Source organism: Leifsonia sp. Root112D2 (assembly GCF_001424905.1).
GTDB lineage: Bacteria > Actinomycetota > Actinomycetes > Actinomycetales > Microbacteriaceae > Root112D2.
This window is the reverse complement of sequence record NZ_LMCU01000001.1, coordinates 1,638,762-1,654,009: the sequence shown is the minus strand read 5'-3', so window position 1 is coordinate 1,654,009 and position 15,248 is coordinate 1,638,762. Positions and strand designations below refer to the sequence as shown.

General features: G+C 64.4%; 12 protein-coding genes. All 12 read right to left on the bottom strand.

Features of this window, described 5'->3' with window-relative positions; translation table 11 throughout:
- Nucleotides 1–24: 24 nt before the first annotated feature.
- The 12 genes from tuf to ASC63_RS07535 all read right to left on the bottom strand — a co-directional run bounded on the left by tuf (nucleotide 25) and on the right by ASC63_RS07535 (nucleotide 15,193).
- Nucleotides 25–1,218, bottom strand: coding sequence for an elongation factor Tu (gene tuf / locus ASC63_RS07590; RefSeq protein WP_055811480.1), 1,194 nt, complete (start codon nucleotides 1,216–1,218; stop codon nucleotides 25–27).
- A 116-nt stretch (nucleotides 1,219–1,334) separates the two neighbouring features.
- Nucleotides 1,335–3,449, bottom strand: a complete 2,115-nt coding sequence (gene fusA, locus ASC63_RS07585) for an elongation factor G (protein ID WP_055811478.1) — start codon at nucleotides 3,447–3,449, stop codon at nucleotides 1,335–1,337.
- A gap of 135 nt (nucleotides 3,450–3,584) precedes the next feature.
- A complete protein-coding gene (rpsG, locus tag ASC63_RS07580; RefSeq protein WP_055811475.1) occupies nucleotides 3,585–4,055 on the bottom strand; it encodes a 30S ribosomal protein S7 in 471 nt (156 codons plus the stop codon).
- Nucleotides 4,055–4,429, bottom strand: a complete 375-nt coding sequence (gene rpsL / locus ASC63_RS07575; RefSeq protein WP_055811472.1) for a 30S ribosomal protein S12 — start codon at nucleotides 4,427–4,429, stop codon at nucleotides 4,055–4,057. Before rpsL ends, rpsG begins: the two co-directional genes overlap by 1 nt.
- 291 nt (nucleotides 4,430–4,720) lie before the next feature.
- Entirely contained in the window at nucleotides 4,721–5,812 is a 1,092-nt protein-coding gene (locus ASC63_RS07570) for a calcium:proton antiporter (protein ID WP_055811470.1), read from the bottom strand.
- Between the two features lie 394 nt (nucleotides 5,813–6,206).
- Nucleotides 6,207–6,503 carry a WXG100 family type VII secretion target gene (locus ASC63_RS07565; RefSeq protein WP_055811468.1) on the bottom strand — a complete coding sequence of 99 codons (297 nt, stop codon included), beginning with the start codon at nucleotides 6,501–6,503 and terminating at the stop codon, nucleotides 6,207–6,209.
- Between the two features lie 115 nt (nucleotides 6,504–6,618).
- A complete protein-coding gene (locus tag ASC63_RS07560) occupies nucleotides 6,619–7,455 on the bottom strand; it encodes a hypothetical protein (RefSeq protein ID WP_157487625.1) in 837 nt (278 codons plus the stop codon).
- Nucleotides 7,445–8,089: a hypothetical protein gene (locus ASC63_RS07555; RefSeq protein ID WP_055811463.1), complete on the bottom strand. Its 645-nt coding sequence runs from the start codon at nucleotides 8,087–8,089 to the stop codon at nucleotides 7,445–7,447. Before ASC63_RS07555 ends, ASC63_RS07560 begins: the two co-directional genes overlap by 11 nt.
- Entirely contained in the window at nucleotides 8,086–8,709 is a 624-nt protein-coding gene (locus ASC63_RS07550) for a hypothetical protein (protein ID WP_055811460.1), read from the bottom strand. The genes ASC63_RS07555 and ASC63_RS07550 overlap by 4 nt, the downstream gene beginning before the upstream one ends.
- An 87-nt stretch (nucleotides 8,710–8,796) precedes the next feature.
- Nucleotides 8,797–10,170 (bottom strand): putative T7SS-secreted protein, encoded by a 1,374-nt coding sequence (locus tag ASC63_RS07545; protein ID WP_055811458.1) that lies wholly within the window; start codon nucleotides 10,168–10,170, stop codon nucleotides 8,797–8,799.
- A 26-nt stretch (nucleotides 10,171–10,196) separates the two neighbouring features.
- Nucleotides 10,197–10,532, bottom strand: coding sequence for a hypothetical protein (locus ASC63_RS07540; RefSeq protein ID WP_055811456.1), 336 nt, complete (start codon nucleotides 10,530–10,532; stop codon nucleotides 10,197–10,199).
- Between the two features lie 146 nt (nucleotides 10,533–10,678).
- Nucleotides 10,679–15,193: an FtsK/SpoIIIE domain-containing protein gene (locus ASC63_RS07535; protein ID WP_055811453.1), complete on the bottom strand. Its 4,515-nt coding sequence runs from the start codon at nucleotides 15,191–15,193 to the stop codon at nucleotides 10,679–10,681.
- Nucleotides 15,194–15,248: the final 55 nt, after the last annotated feature.

The following is a 15,248-nucleotide window of genomic DNA, read 5'->3' as shown; positions in this document are numbered from 1 at the left end:
TTCCGAAGCGAACCGAAAACTGTACTACTTGAGAACCTTCGTGACCGTTCCGGCGCCGACCGTGCGGCCACCCTCACGAATAGCGAAGCCGAGGCCCTCCTCCATGGCGATGGGCTGGATCAGCTCAACCGTCATGTCGGTGGTGTCGCCGGGCATGACCATCTCGGTGCCCTCGGGCAGCGTGATGACGCCGGTGACGTCGGTGGTGCGGAAGTAGAACTGCGGGCGGTAGTTCGCGTAGAACGGGTTGTGACGCCCGCCCTCATCCTTGGACAGGATGTACGCGGTGCCCTCGAAGTTCGTGTGCGGCGTGACCGAACCCGGCTTGACGACGACCTGGCCGCGCTCAACGTCTTCGCGCTTGGTGCCACGAAGAAGAAGACCACAGTTCTCGCCGGCCCATGCCTCGTCGAGCTGCTTGTGGAACATCTCGATACCGGTGACCGTGGTCTTCTGCGTCGGGCGGATGCCGACGATCTCGACCTCGGAGTTGATGGCGAGGGTTCCACGCTCGGCGCGACCCGTGACGACGGTTCCACGACCGGTGATCGTGAAGACGTCCTCGATCGGCATCAGGAACGGCTTGTCCTTGTCGCGGATCGGGTCGGGGATCGACTCGTCAACAGCATCCATGAGAGTGACGATGGACGCGGTCCACTTCTCGTCGCCCTCAAGCGCCTTGAGCGCCGATACGGGAACGACGGGGGCGTTGTCGCCATCGAAGCCCTGGCTCGAAAGCAGCTCACGGACCTCAAGCTCGACGAGCTCCATGATCTCTTCGTCATCGACCATGTCGGCCTTGTTCAGCGCGACCAGCAGGTACGGCACGCCGACCTGCTTGGCGAGCAGAACGTGCTCACGGGTCTGAGCCATCGGGCCGTCGGTGGCGGCGACCACGAGGATCGCACCGTCCATCTGAGCGGCGCCGGTGATCATGTTCTTGATGTAGTCAGCGTGACCGGGAGCGTCGACGTGCGCGTAGTGACGCTTCGGGGTCTCGTACTCGACGTGCGAGATGTTGATCGTGATGCCGCGCTGGCGCTCCTCGGGAGCGGAGTCGATCGATGCGAAGTCGCGCTGCACGTTGACCGCCGACGGGTACTTGTCAGCAAGTACCTTCGAGATCGCTGCCGTGAGCGTGGTCTTGCCGTGGTCGACGTGACCGATCGTTCCGATGTTTACGTGCGGCTTGGTCCGCTCGAACTTGGCCTTGGCCACTGTGGGTCCTCCTCGGGACTCTGGTGCAGGCACGCGGATTCATCTTCCGAGTGCACTGCGGGTTTGGAGTGTGTACCTATGTTACGCGAACCGGCTGGATCGCATAGTTGCGGGCGTTATTCGCCCTTGTTCTTCTGGATGATCTCGTCGGCCACAGCCTTCGGAACCTCCGCATAGCTCTCAAAGGTCATCGAGTACACCGCACGTCCCGAGGTTTTCGACCTCAGGTCGCCAATGTAACCGAACATCTCCGACAGCGGGACGTGCGCGCGAATCACCTTGACTCCGCTGGCGTCCTCCATGGACTGGATCTGACCACGACGCGAGTTGAGGTCGCCGATGACATCACCCATGTATTCCTCAGGGGTGCGCACCTCCACGGCCATCAACGGCTCGAGCAGAACCGGATTCGCCTTCCGAGCGGCTTCCTTGAAGCCCATCGAGCCGGCGATCTTGAACGCCATCTCCGAGGAGTCGACGTCGTGTGCGGCGCCATCAAGCAAGCTTGCCCTGACGCCGACCATTGGGTAGCCCGCAAGTACACCGACCTGCAGGGCATCCTGGATGCCCGCGTCGACCGAGGGAATGTACTCCCTGGGCACGCGACCTCCGGTGACCTTGTTCTGGAATTCGTAGCTCTTGTCCGGCGTGATCTCCATCGGCTCGATCGCGATCTGAATCTTCGCGAACTGGCCGGATCCACCGGTCTGCTTCTTGTGCGTGTAGTCGTGCTTCTCGACGGCGCGCTTGATGGTCTCGCGGTACGCGACCTGCGGCTTGCCGACGTTCGCCTCGACGTTGAATTCCCGCTTCATGCGGTCGACGAGGATGTCGAGGTGAAGCTCACCCATTCCCTTGATGACCGTCTGACCGGTCTCCTGGTTCTGCTCCGTGCGGAACGTGGGGTCTTCCTCGGCGAGCTTCTGGATGGCGACACCCAGCTTCTCCTGGTCGGCCTTCGTCTTCGGCTCGATGGCGACCTCGATCACCGGCGCCGGGAACGTCATCGACTCGAGCACGACCTGGCTGTTCGGGTCACACAGCGTGTCACCTGTGGTCGTGTCCTTGAGGCCGATGACCGCGTAGATGTGACCGGCGGTCACGAAGTCCACCGGGTTCTCCTTGTTGGCGTGCATCTGGAAGATCTTGCCGATGCGCTCCTTCTTGCCCTTGGTCGAGTTGATGACCTGGGCACCGCTGTCGAGACGGCCCGAATACACGCGAACGTAGGTGAGGCGACCGAAGAACGGGTGCACAGCAACCTTGAACGCGAGAGCGGCGAACGGCTCCGTGGCATCCGCGTGGCGAAGGATGATCTTCTCTTCATCGCGAACGTCGTGCGCCTCGATGGCGGGAACGTCGAGCGGCGACGGCAGGTAATCCACAACGGCGTCGAGCATGGGCTGAACGCCGCGGTTCTTGAACGCCGAACCGCACAGCACGGGGTAGATCTCGCTGTTGACGGTGAGCTTGCGGATGGCGCCCTTGATCTCCTTGACCGTGAGCTCCTCGCCACCGAAGAACTTCTCGAGCAGCGCGTCGTCGGTCTCGGCGACGGTCTCGAGCAGCGCGGTGCGGTACTCCTTGGCCTTGTCGACGAGGTCGGCCGGAATCTCTTCGATCGCGTAGTGCGCGCCCATCTCGACGTCACCCTTGGAGTCACCACGCCACGTGAGCGCACGCATCTCGACCAGATCGACGACACCCTCGAAGTTGGACTCGCTGCCGATCGGAAGCTGCAGAACCAGCGGCTTGGCGCCGAGACGGCTCACGATGGTGTCGACCGTGTAGTAGAAGTCTGCGCCGAGCTTGTCCATCTTGTTGACAAAGCAGATGCGCGGAACGTCGTACTTGTCGGCCTGGCGCCACACGGTCTCACTCTGGGGCTCAACGCCCTCCTTGCCATCGAAGACGGCAACGGCGCCATCGAGCACGCGAAGCGAGCGCTCCACCTCCACGGTGAAGTCGACGTGGCCCGGGGTGTCGATGATGTTGATCTGGTTCTTGTCCCAGAAACACGTCGTCGCGGCGGACGTGATGGTGATGCCACGCTCCTGCTCCTGCGCCATCCAGTCCATCTGCGAGGCGCCGTCGTGCGTCTCACCGATCTTGTGCGTGATGCCCGTGTAAAACAGGATGCGCTCGGTCGTCGTTGTCTTGCCGGCATCGATGTGAGCCATGATGCCGATATTGCGGACCTTGTTCAGGTCGGTGAGCACGTCAAGTGCCACGGGGTTCCTCCGAAAGGGGTTGTATTGGGTATCTCCGCCGGTTGAGGAGCGAGGAACGAGGGTCTCGAAACCACAGGGCGCGGTTTCGAGACGGTCGCTTCGCGACCTCCTCAACCAACGGATAAAAAAGAACTGTTACCAGCGGTAGTGCGCGAAGGCCTTGTTCGACTCGGCCATCTTGTGCGTGTCTTCGCGACGCTTGACGGCGGCGCCGAGACCGTTGGATGCATCCAGAATCTCGTTCGTGAGGCGCTCCGTCATGGTCTTCTCGCGACGACCCTTGGCGTAGCTGGTGAGCCAGCGCAGCGCGAGCGTGTTGGCACGGTGCGGCTTGACCTCGATCGGAACCTGGTAGGTGGAGCCACCGACGCGGCGGCTCTTGACCTCGATGGTGGGGCGCACATTGTCGAGCGCCTTCTTCAGCGTGACAACGGCATCCTGTCCATTCTTGGCGGCAACGCCCTCGAGTGCGTCGTAGACGATGCGCTCGGCGAGGCCCTTCTTGCCGTCAAGCAGAATCTTGTTGACGAGCTGGCTGACGATGGGGGCGCCGTATACGGGATCGGCGACAACGGGGCGCTTGGGGGCTGGACCCTTGCGAGGCATTACTTCTTCTCCATCTTCGCGCCGTAACGGCTGCGAGCCTGCTTGCGGTTCTTCACGGCCTGGGTGTCCAGTGCGCCGCGAACGATCTTGTAACGAACACCGGGGAGGTCCTTCACGCGACCGCCGCGGACGAGCACCATCGAGTGCTCCTGCAGGTTGTGACCCTCGCCAGGAATGTAGGCGGTGACCTCTGTGCCGTTGGAGAGCTTGACACGGGCCACCTTGCGCAGAGCCGAGTTCGGCTTCTTGGGGGTGGTCGTGTAAACGCGGGTGCACACGCCGCGCTGCTGGGGGTTGGACTTCAGGGCGGGCGCCTTGGTCTTGGTGACCTTGGGGCTGCGGCCCTTCCGAACCAACTGCTGAATGGTTGGCACTGAGTTACTCCTTATATGTACTGCACGGTGACAGATGTTGCTGTGTAGCTTTTACTGGACCTGACGGCGGCACAGAACACACAGGAAATGGATTCTGATTCGCTGGCAGATATGCCGTGGGGGTCGTATTGAACGGCCCTACATGGATCAGTGGCGTGGACGTGAACTCCGTTGTACTTTCAGGCACAACACGAGCGCACGGCAAAGCGCACACCCGAAGAATACTAGTCTTCTGCGGGCCGCCGGTCAAATGACGGATGCTGCGCCCGGCATCCGCCGCGGCATCCGCTCTCAGGGACTGATCGCCAGAAAAACGAACGACGCGAAGATGATGAGATGCACGAGCCCCTGCAGCCTGGTTGCCCGCCCCGGAATGACCGTGAGCGTCGCGACGGCGACGGTGAGCACGAGCAGAACGATCTGCAGCGGGCCGAGCCCGAGGGTGAGGGGCCCGGGTAGCCAAATGCTGAGCACGGCGAGCACGGGGATGGTCAGCCCGATGCTGGCCATGGCAGATCCAAAAGCAAGATTCAGGCTGGTCTGGATGCGATTCTGCAGCGCCGCCCTGGATGCCGCGATGCCTTCAGGCAGCAGCACGAGCAGTGCAATCACGACGCCGACGAACGAGTTCGGGATGCCCGCAGCCTCGACGCCCGCCTCCAGTGCCGGCGACACGGCCTTCGCGAGCCCCACGACCGCGATGAGCGATACCAGCAGCAGGCCGAGGCTGAGCATGGTGGCCTTCAGCGTCGGCGTCGGCGCATGCTCGTTGCCGTCGATCGCCTCCCCCGACGTGGAGACAGGGAGGAAGAATTCCCGGTGCCGTCTGGTCTGCGTGAGCACGAACGCGGCGTAGAGGGCGAGCGCGGCAACGGCGACGAAACCGAGCTGGGACGGCGTGAACTGCGGGCCGGGCTCGCTGACGGTGAAGGTCGGCAACACCAGGGTGATGGTGGTCAGCGTGGCAACGATACCGAGGGCCGCCCCCGTTCCCTCCGGATTGAACCGCGGCAGGTTGTGCCGTATCGAGCCGAGCAGCAAGGAGATTCCCACGATGCCGTTGCACGTGATGATCACGGCGGCGAAGACGGTGTCACGGGCGAGAGTGTCTGTTCCCGGCTTACCGGATGCCATCAGCGTGACGATGAGAGCGACCTCGATGATCGTGACCGCGACAGCCAGCACCAGGGATCCGAACGGCTCACCCACCCGGTGTGCCACAACCTCGGCGTGGTGCACGGCGGCGAGCACGGCCGCGATGAGAACGGCGCCGACCAGAATCACGATGACAAGGGTCAGGCTGCGTTGCCAAGTCGCGATGAGGGCTATGGCGGCGAGGATCGGCACGACGATCGTCCAAGAGGAACGGATCCGTGCCGCCATGCGCAAGCTCCCTCTGCTGCCGCTGGGGGTCGAACGGGCCGCCGCAACCCTTCAATGGTACCGGCAGGACGAGTAGGCGGACCTAGCCGCAAGCCCTATTTGGTCGTCTGAGCGAGAGAGGCGGGCAGTTCGGGCACGGGAGAAGGCGATGTAGACGCTCGTGGTCGGCTTCTTCGTGGTGACCGACCACGCCTGTGCAAGCGTGTAGTCGAAGATCGCTTCGAGATCGCCCGTGAAACTCGCGCCGACTGCGCCTTCTCAAGCAGCACGGCCGTGTTCCCGTACATCTTTCGTTCCTTTCACATCGATCGGTGCCCTGAGCCAGAGGGGGCGTGGCCGAGCCCCAAAACGGAACCCGACCACGCCCCCTTCCGGTGTGCGTGTGGTGCGGTGATTAGCCGCCGATGCCCTTGGCCAGCTCGCTGTCCACGTTCTGCAGAGCATCCGCAGCCTTCGTCAGGAACTGCGACATCCCATCAAGACCATTCACGGCCTCCGTTGTGCCCTTCGTGAACTGCTCGTACGAGCCGTGAAAAGCACCCGACGCCGCATCCGTCACAAAGCCACCCTGAACCAGACCATTCACCAACGACTGCAGCTCGTGCAGCTTCGAGGTGATGTCATCCTTACCCGTCGTCAAACGGTTGGCGGCATCCGTCATCTCGCCATAAGTCACATTCATGTTCGCCATGAGGTAGTACTCCTTTTCTTACATTGAGGGGCCGACCCCCTCAGGCCAACCAACTACGTCAACGCTATAGGCAGGCCACGGTGGGCGGAATGGGCAGGACTGCCCATGCCCCGAATCAGGCGAAGCCCTCCGCGGAGCCCAGCCCCTCCCCGGCTCGCCAGTACTGGCGAGCCGCGGCCACCGCCGCCACGAGCAGGGCCAGGGCTATCACGAGAAGGATCGCGCAGATCAGCGGGCTGCCCAGCAGGGCCGGTATCACGCTCACCCCTGCGAGACCACCGCCGATCATGGCAAGCCAGCCATCGATGCGCCAGCGGTAGCTGAACCAGCGCCAGAACGGGCTGGCCGCCTCGGCGCCCTGAAGACGCGGGTCATTGCTGCGCTGCATCGAGAGGTAATGCTGCTTCTTGACGAGCGATACCGCCATGAGCCCGGCGATTCCAGCCGCGAGCCCCCCATACATTCCGCAGAGAACGAAGACGTAGTCGCGCGCATCCGATTCGACGCCCATCGGCCAGCCTCCTGCCCCCGCGCTGATCAGCGGAACGACCAGCAGCAGAATCCAGAACAGAACGGCAACCAGCAACCACAGCACGTGGGTGCGCGCGGGAACGACCGCATAATTCGCGACGATGCTGCCGCCCACGCGGTTGGAGGTGGAGAGGCCCATGCGGCCCCGGCTCATGAAATAGCCGGGAAACAGAAAGCAGCTGGCCACGAGCAGAATACCGGCTGGAATCGCGAGAAACACTCCGCCTTCGCTCACGGTGTCTTCGGTCAGCAGCAGCCCTCCGCGCACCTTGGTGTCATTCGAGAGCGAACCGTGATCGATGGGCAAGCTGAAATACCACATCAGAACGACGACGGATGCTACCGCCACCACCGCGATGACGATGCCGATCACCAGAAGCACCCGACCCACGCGAGCGCTCGTTGCAGACTTAGTCGCCATCGAGCGACCTCTGCACGGCGAAAACGGCCTGGGCGACGTCGAAGTTCCACACGAGGGAAGCGATCATCGTGTCGAAGAGCTCGATGAACAGCCCGGACTGCGGAACCATCGGGGCCGAGATCGTGATGTAGAGCAGCTCGTCGGCGTCGGGGGCGGGTGTCCAGTACTCCGCCATCAGAGACGGCGTCGTCTCGGCGACATAACGCTGCTGCTCCGTCGTCGCGATGCGTGCCATCACATCGCCCGAGTCGAGACTCAGGATCTCCGCGGTGGGAAATCCCTTCGCGAGCCGTTCCGCTGCAGCAAGCGCCGTCGCATCCTTCACCTCGTTCGGCCAGGAGCGGCGCTTGGCCATCAGCGCCGCCGGGAACGGGGCGCCGGGCAGCAATTCGATCGAGAGCGAGAACGAAAGCGCGCCCTCTGCGGCCGCCTTCTCGGCCGTCTCGACGAGCTCATTCCTCAGCTGGATGCGACGGCGCGCGAGGCGGTCATCGGCACCGAGCTGCTGCTTGACGAGCGCGCTGATGCGCTTCTTCATCGCATCCGAGTCGTTCAACGGAATCGACGCCCACGTGCCGGGCAGAATCAGACTGAAGTCTCCGGCGCCCATGCGCACCTGCCTGGTCTCGGTCATGCCTTGACCAATTCGACGGAGATGGATGCGGCGATTTTCATGGTGTCTTGAATGATGTCCTCATATGTCCCCGGCGTCTCGGCCGTGAAGATGCATTCGACGAATTGTGTGCTGTGCGGCGGGAACACGCCTATCACGGTGCGTTCCTCGAGCTGGGTCTCCTCATCGCCGAGCTCGGTGTGGGAGATGAGGTTGTATGCCCCCACCGCCAGGCCGGCGGCGACCGGAACGGTCCAGGTCTGCACGGCCTGGTAACGCGTTCCGGGCTCAATGCGTCCGTCGTCTTCGGCGAGCTCCGCGAGGTAGGTCTCCTCGTCCTGTCCCTCGGCGAGATCCGTCAATCGAAAGCCCAGCACTGAATCCACGCGGCCCGAGTCAGGGTCCCTGATCCACACCGCAGCCGTCATCGACGGGTCCTGTATGCGCACCAGCGAACCGTGCACCGCCTGCAGCCGCTCGGTCAGCGAGGTGCGTGCCGAGGCGGTGGCCGCGAGCTGCTGTGCAAGGCCGCGGGCCCAGACCACACCCGGTGCGGCCTCGAGATCTACCTGGTACCAGCTCTCTGGCAGGCCGATATCGTAATCTGCGATGACCCGATCGCGACGGTTGGCATCGAACATGAGCTAGGTGGTTCCCCCCGTTGTGGTGTCGGCCGACGGTACTACTTTAGACACACGCAGCGGCGCTGCCGCCGAGCTGCCAACGGACTAGTTTCCGGTGATGTGGTGAACCGTGCCCGCGGTGCTCTTGATGGCGTCGACGGTCGGTCCACCGAGATAGTTCGTCGGATCACTCGCGTAGCCGCCCGGGTCACTCACGATGTTGCTGACAGCGTTGCCCGTCTGAACGGCCTGCACCGTCGTGGGAATGGCGACACGAGCGAGCGTCATCGGATCACGCAACACCGAAGGATTCATTCCGACGAGCTTCCACGTTGCGAGCGTGTCGCTGTTGATCTTCAGGGCGTTCTTGATCGGGTTGCCTGGGCCGGCCTCCTTGAGCATCTTGATGAAGTTCGCCTTCGTGAACTCGCTCGCATCGTTGATGATTCCCTTGGGAACAAGCGCCTTGAACGGTTCCTTGAAGAGGTCTTTGAATCCCATGCGCATCCGCTTGCTCGCCGAAACGAGTTCGGGGGCGATGCTCTCGCCGTTCTTGAGCTTCAGGATGCCCTTCATGCGGTTGAGTTTCGCCGAATCTCCCACAAGGCTCGGCACGGTCTTCATGATCACGGCGGACTTGCCGAGCTTGGCAAGGTGGCTGATGAGAGCGCCGCCGAAGAAGGTGAGCACGACTCCACCCGCTGCCATGAGTACATCGCCCCAGCTGCCGTCGCCGGCAATCACGGCAACGATCGAGTCGACGAGTTCGAGCACGGCGCCGATCGCCGCGAGCACGATGAGAACCTGGCCGAGAATCGGAACCCAGCTCAGGAAGATGGCCAGGACGCCCGCCCACTTGCAGATCGTCTTGAACGCGTCGTACAGCTTGGAACCCCAGTTGTCCCACCAGCTGTCCTTCAGGCCGTGGTTCTTCTTGCCGTCGACGACCTCGACGATGGACTTGATGGCGGCGTCTGCCGCGGTGTTCTTCTTGTCCCGCGCGGTGCGCCACTCGTCGTGGGCGGCGCCCAGCTCTTTGCCTGCCTGAACGGCATCGTCGTGGGCCTTGTTCGCCGCGGTCTGGTCGGCATCCTTGCTGTCTGCCGTCGAGCTCTCCGCTGTCTGCTTGGCCGTGGCATCCGCTCGGCTGGCATGGTCGGCCTGCTCCTGCTTCGTGCCGATCTTCTTGATGGCGGCATCGGCCTCGTCCTGCGCGGTGCGCAGCACAGAAGAGTATGTGATGAGAGCGGTCGCCGTCTGGTGGTAGCGGTCGTGCGCCTTGTTGATGTCCTTGGCGACTTCCTCGGCCTTGTCGCGCAGCTTGTCGGTAGCCTGGCTCTTCATCGTGTCGACGTCGTGAATCTTGTTCAGGGTCGTCACCGAGCGCGCAATGGCGTCAGCAATGTTGAGGTAGTGCTGGGCCTTCGTGGCGAGGTGGTCGGGCTCACCCTTCAGCGGCTCGAATTCGTTGTCGCTCATCGTCTCAAGTCCTTCGCTCGCTCGGCCTATTTGGCATTCTTCGGCTTCGGGGCCGGGTATTTCTCCGCGCCCTCTTTGGCCGCATCCTCCAGTGCCTTCGCCAGCCCGGCATCCACCTGGGTGAAGCCGTCAGAGATGGCCTTGACCTGCTGCTGCAGGGCCGCGACATTGTCTGTCATCTTCTGCCGCTTGTCGTTCCACTTATGAGCGAAGTCGCGCACGTGACCGTGTAGTCCGTCGTGACCGGTGGCATCCGCGACGCTGTCGCTGAAGTCGTCGGCATTCTTGAACTCGGCAACAACAGCGTCAAGGTCGTCCTTGAGCTGGGTCAGGAGCTGCAGATCGAGTTTGAGATCGCTCACGGATGTCCCCCATGTGGTTTTACGCCGACCGGTCGGTGTGGCGGCAGTGATAACTGGCTAAGAAACACGGTACTGGGTGGGCCCCGTTGTGCACGATGGGGAGCACTGCCCATGCGGTGGGGCTTTGGCGCTGAGCGGGCAGGGGCTCACGCGCCGTCGGGGAGCGGCAGCTGCACCCGGGCGAACTGGCCCTTGGCGATGTACACGCCGCGACCGGGCGGAAACTCGGAACGGTTCAGGCGCGGCAGCGGGGTTTTGAGCAGAATATCGCCCTCGATCGAATCGGGCTGCAGCAGCAGTCCGCGGCGACCGTTCTTCACCTCGCCGAGCAGCGGCCACGAGGAACCCCACGCGCTCGTCTCGTTCTCGGCGATGAGGAAGTGATCGCTGCGGCGGGTGGCCTTGGTGAGCTCGACGATCGCCGAGTCGGCCGGGGTCTGCAGAAAGTCGCCGATGGCCTCGATGAAGACGGCGATGCGACCCTCGGTGTCCTGGTCGGAGACGGCCGCGGCCAGATCTTTGGCGAGAGCCGCCACTGCCTCGACCGTGACGGCCGCCTCCGTCCAGTCGACGAGCTTGGTCAGCGGCGAGCGCGCGTTGCCGAAGTAGTACATGCGTACCTCGGGGTCGAAGCGACGCATCGATTCGGCGATGGCCCGCAGCGCCGTCGTGCGCCCGCTCGCGGGTGGGCCCGCGAGCAGCATTGTGCCGGTCGGGTCGAAACCGAACGGCCCGAGGTCAAGATCGCTGATGCCCAGCACCGGGAATTCCTTGACCGAATCGGGCAGGTTCGTCGCCGCGTATTCCTTGGGCAGCGAGCCGATCGCCGGTGCCTCCGGAACGTTCGCGCGGCGCATCGCCTCGGCAAGCTTGCGCGTCGCGGTCGACTGGTCGGAGACCGACGACGAACCGCCGAGAATCGCGATCTGCGTCTCGGCGCCGTCGACGATGGCGCGACCGGCGGGTGACTTCGTGCTCAGGATGTCGCCGGGCACGTCGAGCATGCCGTAACCGTCGTCCGCGAGCCGCAGCACCACCTTGCGCTGGATGGTCGAAGAGATCGAGGCGGGCACGGCGCCGGCCCGGTCGGCCGTGAGTGCGATGTGCATGCCCAGCTGGCGGCCGTCGGAGAGGATGTCCTTGAACACGTCGTACCAGATCGAGCGCCCCGCGGGAATCTCGAAGTCGTTGCGGAAGTTCGGGAACCCGTCGATGAGCAGCAGGATGCGCGGCTCGGCCGGCTTGCCGGCCAGCGTTCGGTATTCGCTGATGCTCGAGGCGTTGGCCTCTGCGTAGCGGGGCTTGCGGTCGTCGAGCACGCCCTGCAGCATGCGGAACAGCCGGATGATGCGTTCCGCGTCGTCGCCGTTGATGATGGAGCCGACGTGTGGGAGCTGCTCAAGCATCCGCAGGCTGCCGGAGCCGAAATCGAGACCGTACACCTGCACGGGGCCGCCGCGCGGCGTGATGGCCGCGGCGCTGGCGAGCGTGCGCAGCACGGCCGACTTGCCACTACCGCCGGTGCCGAAAATGGAGATGTTGCCGTCGACATCCGGCTGGAAATACACCGGCACTTGTTGCTGGCGCTCGGCGATGTCGCTGACGCCGAGCAGCAGCTCGGAGTCGGTGCGCTGGCGCAGCAGACCGAGGTCGTATGCGCTGGCCAGCTCGTCGAGCCACGGTCGGCGCGGCGCGGGAATGCTCGCGAGTTTCTGGGCACCGATGATGGATGCCACGAGCTTCTGCTGGTCGGTCGGGCCGAGATCTTTGATCTCCTCCACATCGGGCCGGCCGGGTTCCTCCCAGCGGTTCTCGCCACCGAAGCGCAGCTCTGCCACTTCGATGTCGGCGCGCTCGGGTTCACGGCTGGTCCAGCCGCCGGCGTAGCCGGACTGGAACTGCACGAGACGGCCGGGGCCGGTCTTGGCCACGCCGCGACCGGGAATGCCCGGGTCGAAGTGCGCGGCGTCTTTGATGCCCACCACGTCTTGGCTGTCCGACTCATCGGCCATCCGCAGTGCGATGCGCATATTGGTGTTGGCGCGCAGATTGTCCTTGATGACACCGGCGGGGCGCTGCGTGGCCATGATGAGGTGGATGCCGAGCGAACGACCGCGCTGGGCGATGTCGACCACGCCGTCGACGAACTCCGGCACCTCACCGGCGAGCGCCGCGAACTCGTCGATCACGAGCACGAGGGCGGGCGGGCTCTCGGGGTCGCCGCGCTTCTCCAGCTCGAGCAGGTCCTTGGCCTTCTTACGGTTGAGCAGGTGCTCGCGGTAGTGCAGTTCAGCACGCAGGCTGGTGAGGGCGCGGCGCACCAGGTGCGGGCTGAGGTCGGTGACCAGACCCACGCAGTGCGGCAGGGTGACGCAGTCGGCGAAGGCCGAGCCGCCCTTGTAGTCGACGAAGAGAAAGGTGACCCGGTCGGAGCTATACTCGGCGGCCATGCCGAGCACCCACGCCTGCAGAAACTCGCTCTTACCGGCGCCGGTGGTGCCGCCCACGAGGGCGTGCGGCCCCTGCGTACGCAGGTCGAGGTGCATGGCATCGACGCCGGAGGATCCGATGATGGCGCGCAGCTTGCCGGCCCTGCGCGGCTTGAGCGGCCCACCCGAGCGGTCGTGAATGGATGCGTTCTGCCGCCACCGGTCAATCACCGCATCGCTCGCCTCGATCATCTCGTGGCCCAGCAGGGCGATCATCGAGACCGAGCGCGGCAGATCGCTGGAGTCGGCCACGAGAGCACCGGCGTCGATCACGGGAGCCATGCGCTTGGCGAAGTCGAGCGCCACCTCGGAGTCGACCTGCTCCGTCACCACATCGGTGATGGTTTCGCCGAGCCGCACGAAACCGACCGTTGCCGTTCCCGGCTCCCCGCCTTCAGACTCGCTGCCGAGTTCGAGATAGGTGCGGCAGACGGCGGGGAGGGCGGCAACGTCGGGAGCGATCCAGATCGGGTAGACCCCGGCATCCGCTGCCATCTCGGCCAGCTGCACGAGCCGGGCGCGGTCGACGGCCACGTCGTCGGAGATGAGCACGACTATGGCGGGAATCGGGGAGGGCGTTCCCTGCACGGTCTTGGCTGCGCCCACCTCGGATCCGCGCTCGATGGCCGCATCGTCCTGCACCATGGCGCCACGACGCTGGGCGGTCGCCTGGGCCGTGGCAAAGCGCTGCTCGATCACGCCCTCGATGGCGGAGAGCACCGTGGAACCGCTGGTGGCGCTGTCGGCCAGGTGACTGCCCTCGATGGGGCTGTGTGGCGAGGAGGTATGCGGAATCCACTTGAGCCACTCGAGTTCGCGCGACCAGCGCGGCGTGACGAGCGAGGCCACCACGAGTTCGGCCGGCGAATGCAGCGCGGTGAGCTGCACCAGGATCGAGTTGATCGAGCCCATCGCCTGCGCGGGCGAACCGGCGACACCGAGCGCCCCCGACTCGAAGAGGTTGTCGATGAGCGGCACCCCGGCGATGTATTTGTGCTCGTCGATCACGGCGTCCAGGCGCTCCTGGTACTCGGGCAGCATGTCGCCGCTGCCCCCGCTCTGCACCGTGTTGCGCGACTTCATGGTGCCGATGCCGAGTCGCACGTTCAGGAACGACCAGTGCTCGGGCCGGCGCGTCCAGAGCAGCGGGCCACGGCGAATGGCGTGGTCGTAGGCGTCTTTCGTCGACGGCGACTCGCCGAGCCGCAGCCGATATTCGGTCTCACGCTCTTCCGCCAGCTGGGCGGTGAGCACCTCGAGGCGGCTGTCGAACTTGACTATCGCCTTCTTGAGTCGACGCTTCTCGCGTTTCTTCTGCGTGGCGAAGTTGCCGATCATCATGAGCGGCGACATGAGGCAGAAGAGCAGCGTCGATGGATTGCCCATGATGAAGAACATGGCGCCGCCCATGAGGAACGGCGTGATCATGGCCAGCAGCGGAAACGGCGGCTCTTCCTTCTCTGCCGGCACATCGGGGCCGGGGTATTCCTTGCCCGCGTAGCGCTGTTCCACCTTGGGTGAGCGGTTGAAGAAGATGGGGCCGGCCTTCGGCGCAGCGCCGGTCTGGGCAACGGTGCTCACGACAGTGACAAGCACCTGCGAGTCACCAATGAGCAACGTCTCCGATTTCTCGATGCGCAGCCGGGTGACGATGCCGCCGTCGACGACAACGCCGTTGGCAGAGCCGAGGTCGACCACCTCCACAACGTTCGAGACCTCGAAGCGCACGTGGCGCTTGGAGACGAGCTTGTCCTGCAGCACGATGTCGCAGGATGCCTCTCTGCCGAGCACCGTGGTGCCGGGGGCGAGGGCGAACTCGGCGCCGGCATCCGGACCGGTGAGCACCTTCAGCGTGGCGGCGGTGGGGGCTTTGCCCGTGGCGTTCGGGGAGTAGTAGACACCCGCATCGGCGAGTGCGACGGTGGCCCCGCTGCCGATCCAGGCCTCGCCGACGGGGGCATCCGGGGGCAGAATCAGCGCCTCGGGCTGCCCGGGAAGCGTGGCCGCAAGGGTGAGGCCACGATCGTCCACGTAGGCGGGGGCTGCGTCGCCGGTGGGGTCAAGGCGTTTGATGCTGGTGGCGATATCAGCGATGGATGCCGCGGCATCCGTGGTGACGACGATGTCGTCTGCCTGACCCGACGGCCTGGACAGCGTGAGCTTGAGGCGCATTCCTCCCCCTTCGCGGCCGCGCGCTCACGGCCCCGAAAGACACCCTACAGACTGC

Bases quoted from the DNA above. Each gene is read 5' to 3' on its own strand.
- rpsG (WP_055811475.1), bottom strand. From the start codon at position 4,055: ATGCCTCGCAAGGGTCCAGCCCCCAAGCGCCCCGTTGTCGCCGATCCC.
- ASC63_RS07570 (WP_055811470.1), bottom strand. From the start codon at position 5,812: ATGGCGGCACGGATCCGTTCCTCTTGGACGATCGTCGTGCCGATCCTC.
- ASC63_RS07565 (WP_055811468.1), bottom strand. From the start codon at position 6,503: ATGGCGAACATGAATGTGACTTATGGCGAGATGACGGATGCCGCCAAC.
- ASC63_RS07560 (WP_157487625.1), bottom strand. From the start codon at position 7,455: ATGGCGACTAAGTCTGCAACGAGCGCTCGCGTGGGTCGGGTGCTTCTG.
- ASC63_RS07555 (WP_055811463.1), bottom strand. From the start codon at position 8,089: ATGACCGAGACCAGGCAGGTGCGCATGGGCGCCGGAGACTTCAGTCTG.
- ASC63_RS07550 (WP_055811460.1), bottom strand. From the start codon at position 8,709: ATGTTCGATGCCAACCGTCGCGATCGGGTCATCGCAGATTACGATATC.
- ASC63_RS07545 (WP_055811458.1), bottom strand. From the start codon at position 10,170: ATGAGCGACAACGAATTCGAGCCGCTGAAGGGTGAGCCCGACCACCTC.
- ASC63_RS07535 (WP_055811453.1), bottom strand. From the start codon at position 15,193: ATGCGCCTCAAGCTCACGCTGTCCAGGCCGTCGGGTCAGGCAGACGAC.